The organism is Mesorhizobium sp. M0751, assembly GCF_040320265.1.
In the GTDB taxonomy this organism is placed as follows: domain Bacteria; phylum Pseudomonadota; class Alphaproteobacteria; order Rhizobiales; family Rhizobiaceae; genus Mesorhizobium.
This window is the reverse complement of sequence record NZ_JAMYPH010000060.1, coordinates 1-4546: the sequence shown is the minus strand read 5'-3', so window position 1 is coordinate 4546 and position 4546 is coordinate 1. Positions and strand designations below refer to the sequence as shown.

Here is a 4546-nt window from a genome sequence, read left to right as displayed (position 1 = left end):
CATCCATAGAATATATGATGCGACTTAAAGTACTTGGCCTCAGCCTGTTCACCTATGGATCTGACCCTGATTTTGTTTTGCAGGGCGGCCGCGCTGTGGCGAAAGATTTCCACAACGCGTTTCTCGCTAACCATTGTCGCCGGTTCGGTCCACAGTCTGCAATCACTCATCTCTAAGTCTGCCCAAATTCGGAGTGAACACGCTACCAAGTATTTCGGCAGGGTTAGTGATCCTTGATCATGCTCAACGGCGGCGGTCAAAAACAAGTACGCCTGCCTCGGCGTGTTAGGGGTCTTCGAAATCGGCTATTCGTGGGCGGCTGTGAGAGCCTGGCCATGCGCTCTTCCTCGTCGACCGCACCATCGCCAAGGGGATTACGGCGGCCCCCTGATCCGCCTGCAGATCGGGCTGGAGGATATCGAGAATCTCCATATATCGAGCGTGGGCTCAAAGCGGAGGCCAAAGCCGCCGAATGACAGCTGATAGATTTTTATGGCTATAGCGGTCCCGAGATTCACAACGGTCGCTCAGATCACGATGACCAAGGGGAGACGATGCGTTACATACGTCCGCTTTCAATTGAAGACGCCGCCGGCCTGTTGGCCGGTTCAGCCGGCAAGGCCGCCATCCTCGCCGGAGGCAGCGACCTCTTGGTGAGAATGAAAGGCGGCTTTATCGAACCCGACCTGATCGTCGACATCAAGGCGATCGAGGGGCTTGGCGAGATCAGGGAAACAGCCGAGGGCTTCAGCATCGGCGCGGCGGTCCCCTGCGCAGTGCTGGGCGAGAGCAAGGCCCTGAAGAACGCATGGCCCGGCGTCGTCGAAGCAGCGAACCTGATCGGCTCCAAGCAGGTGCAGGGACGCTGCACCATCGTCGGCAATTTGTGCAACGCCTCGCCGGCCGCCGACAGCGTGCCGGCGCTGGTGGCCGCTGGCGCCAAGGCGGTGGTCGTCGGCCCGGGAACCAGGCGCACGATTGCCGTGGAAGCGGTACCGACTGGGCCGGGCAAGACGTCGCTGGCCAAGGGCGAGATCATCGAGGCAATCCTGCTCGACAAACGTCTGCCGCGTTCGGGCGATGCCTATCTGCGTTTCATTCCGCGCACGGAGATGGACATCGCGGTGGTAAGCGCCGGCGTGAACCTGACGCTCGACGAGCAAGGTCGCGTCAAATCCGCCCGCCTGGCGCTAGGCGCCGTGGCGCCGACGGTGATTCTGGTCGAGGAGGCCGCCGAGGTTCTCATCGGCTCCAAGCTGGACGAAGCCACGCTGGAGAGGCTCGCCAAGGTCTGCTCGGGGGCCTGCCGTCCGATCGACGACAAGCGGGGCACTATCGAATTCAGACGGAAAGTTGCGGGTGTGCTGGCCAAGCGGGCCGCCACGACCGCCTATGCGCGCGCAGGAGGCAAATGATGGCTGGTGTGGCAGTATCAACGACAATCAACGGCGACAATGTCGAGTTCCTTTGCCAGCCGGACGAAACGCTGCTTGATGTGCTGCGCGATCGCCTGGGGCTGACGGGTGCTAAGGAAGGCTGCGGCACCGGCGACTGCGGCGCCTGCAGCATCATCCTCGACGATCGGCTGGTGTGCTCGTGCCTGGTGCTCGGCGCGGAGGCTGAAGGGCGGCGCATCGAAACCATCGAGGGCATGGCGCATGGCGACAAGCTGCATCCGCTGCAGCAGAAATTCCTGGAACACGCCGCGCTTCAATGCGGCATCTGCACGCCGGGCTTCCTCATGGCGGCCAAGGACCTGTTGGCCAAGAACCCCGATCCGACCGAGGAGGAGATCCGCTTCGGCCTCGCCGGGAACCTCTGCCGCTGCACCGGCTATGACAAGATCGTGCGTGCCGTTCAGGACGCCGCGAGCGTGATGAAGGGAGCATGACGATGAATTTCGATCCACGTTACTCCGGACGCAATTTCACCTCTGTCGGCACGCGTCCCATCCGTCCCGACGGCGTCGACAAGGTGACGGGCCGTGCACGCTATGGCGCCGACTTCAACATGGCCGGGCAACTGGTCGGGCGCGTTCTCAGAAGCCCCCATGCGCATGCCACGATCAGGAAGATCGACACGTCGAAGGCGGAGAAGCTCGCCGGCGTCAAGGCGGTGATCACCGCGGCCGACCTGCCCGACCTCACCGACGGCGATGCCGCCATGTACGACATCCTCGACAACTGCATGGCGCGCAAGAAAGCGCTCTACGACGGCCATGCTGTGGCCGCGGTCGCTGCGGTCGATGCCCGCACCGCGAGGCAGGCACTGAAGCTGATCGAGGTCGACTACGAGGTGCTGCCGCATGTCACCGACGTCGACGAGGCGATGAAGCACTCCTCACCCGTGCTCAACGACGCCATCTTCACCGGGGGCCTTGAGCAAAAGCCCGTCAAGCCTTCAAACGTCACCAAGCGCACCCAGTACGGCCATGGCGACATCCATGAAGGTTTCGGCCAGGCCGATTTCGTCGTCGAACGCTCCTTCAAGACCGAGCAGACGCACCAGGGTTATATCGAGCCGCATGCCTGCGTCGCCAATGTCAGCTCCGACGGCACCGCCGATCTTTGGGTCTGCACGCAAGGGCATTTCGTCTATCGCCAGCACTGCGCCCAGCTGCTTGGCATGGAGGCCTCGAAGCTGCGCGTCACCTCGTCGGAGATCGGCGGTGGTTTCGGCGGCAAGACCCATGTTTGGGCCGAGCCGGTGGCGCTGGCGCTGTCGCGCAAAGCCGGCCGGCCGGTCAAGCTGGTCATGACGCGCGACGAGGTGTTCCGCGCCTCCGGCCCGACCAGCGCCACCTCGATCGACGTCAGGATCGGCGCCCGTAAGGACGGCACGATCACGGCGGCCGAGGCGACGCTGCGCTATTCCTGCGGCCCCTATGCCGGCATGTGGGCCGAGATCGGCGCCATGACCGCCTTTGCTTGCTACAAGCTCGAGAACGTCAGGACGGTCGGCTACGAAGTGCTGGTCAACCGGCCCAAGACCGCGGCCTATCGGGCGCCGTCGGCGCCGATGGCAGCGTTTGCGGTGGAAAGCGCGGTCGACGAGCTGGCCAAGGAGATCGGCATGGACCCGGTCGAGTTTCGGATCAGGAACGCGGCGCAGGAAGGCACCAGATCGTCCTACGGCCCGGTATATGGGCCGATCGGCATCGGGCCGACGCTGGAGGCGGCCAAGAACCATCCGCACATGAAGGCGCCGCTCGGCAAGAATCAGGGCCGCGGCATGGCTTGCGGCTTCTGGTTCAACTTCGGCGGCCAGACCTGCACCGACCTCAACATAGGCATGGATGGCTCGGTCTCGCTTGCCGTCGGCACGGTCGATGTGGGTGGTTCCCGCGCGTCGCTGTCGCTGGTGGCGGCGGAGGAGCTCGGTATCCCCTATGAGCAGATCAAGGCGGTGGTCGCCGATACCTCCAGCCTCGGCTACAACGACATGACGGACGGCAGCCGCGGCACCTTCTCGTCTTCGATGGCGACGATCTCCGCCGCTCGCAACGCCATCAAGATCCTGCGAGAACGCGCCGCGCAGATGTGGGACATACCCGTCGACGACGTGGTCTGGGAAGAGGGTCATGCGATTGCCAAGGGCGCGACGCACGGCAACCTCTCGCCGCTGTCGCTGAAGGAGATTGCGGCCGCTTCCGGAAAGACGGGCGGACCCATCGCAGGCCATAGCGAACTCGTCGCCGACGGCGCCGGCGTCTCGTTCGCCACCCATATCTGCGATATCGAGGTCGATCCCGAGACCAGCTCGACCAGGGTCATCCGCTACACGGTGATCCAGGACGCCGGCAAGGCGGTGCATCCGACCTATGTCGAGGGCCAGTACCAGGGCGGTGCCGCGCAAGGCATCGGCTGGGCGCTCAACGAGGAGTATATCTACGGCAAGGACGGCCGGCTGCAGAACGCCGGCTTCCTCGACTACCGCATCCCGGTCTGCTCGGACCTGCCGATGATCGACACGCAGATCCTCGAAATCCCCAACCCCAACCACCCTTACGGGGTGCGCGGCGTCGGCGAAACCTCGATCGTGCCGCCGCTGGCGGCGATCGCCAATGCGGTGTCGAACGCAGCCGGCGTGCGCATGACCCACATCCCGATGTCACCGCCGCGCATCCTGGCGGCGATCGAGGCGGAACGGGGAGGCTGATGGTCGAAGTGACGCTCTGGGGATCGCTTGGTGCGGCCGCCGGAGGCAAGAACAAGGTCGAGATCGAGGCCAAAGACATAAGGGAGCTGTTCAGGAAGCTGGCTGAACAGTATCCCGGCCTCGAGCCCTTGATCGATCGCGGGATCGCGGTGGCGATCGACGGGACGATCTACAGGGATACGTGGTCGAAGGAACTGCCGAAAGGGCGGAAATCTTCCTGCTGCCGAGGCTGGCGGGGGGATGAGTTGCAACGGCGTTGTCACGTTGTTTGAAAATGCGGCCGCGTGTGACCTGCCACGGGTAATTTCCTCCATCTGAGATTAGAGTCCGGCCTCGATTGAAGGACGGACTGATGAAGAGAAAGCGGTTTACGGAAGAGCAGATCATC

Annotated in this window: 4 protein-coding genes; all 4 read left to right on the top strand. The window is 63.6% G+C overall.

The genetic code is table 11. The annotated features are described in order from the left end of the window. Window positions 1-554 precede the first annotated feature (554 nt). The 4 genes from NKI19_RS32535 to NKI19_RS32520 are packed head-to-tail and all read left to right on the top strand — an operon-like array spanning window position 555 to window position 4430. Window positions 555-1415 carry an FAD binding domain-containing protein gene (locus tag NKI19_RS32535; protein ID WP_352567686.1) on the top strand — a complete coding sequence of 287 codons (861 nt, stop codon included), beginning with the start codon at window positions 555-557 and terminating at the stop codon, window positions 1413-1415. Continuing rightward, window positions 1415-1891 (top strand): (2Fe-2S)-binding protein, encoded by a 477-nt coding sequence (locus NKI19_RS32530; protein ID WP_352567687.1) that lies wholly within the window; start codon window positions 1415-1417, stop codon window positions 1889-1891. The genes NKI19_RS32535 and NKI19_RS32530 overlap by 1 nt, the downstream gene beginning before the upstream one ends. 2 nt (window positions 1892-1893) lie before the next feature. Continuing rightward, on the top strand, window positions 1894-4158 hold the full coding sequence (locus tag NKI19_RS32525) for a xanthine dehydrogenase family protein molybdopterin-binding subunit (protein WP_352567688.1): 2265 nt from the start codon (window positions 1894-1896) through the stop codon (window positions 4156-4158). Further along, the gene (locus NKI19_RS32520) at window positions 4158-4430 is read left to right on the top strand and encodes a MoaD/ThiS family protein (RefSeq protein WP_352567689.1); all 273 of its coding nucleotides are present in this window, start codon (window positions 4158-4160) and stop codon (window positions 4428-4430) included. The genes NKI19_RS32525 and NKI19_RS32520 overlap by 1 nt, the downstream gene beginning before the upstream one ends. The last annotated feature ends 116 nt before the right edge of the window (window positions 4431-4546 follow it).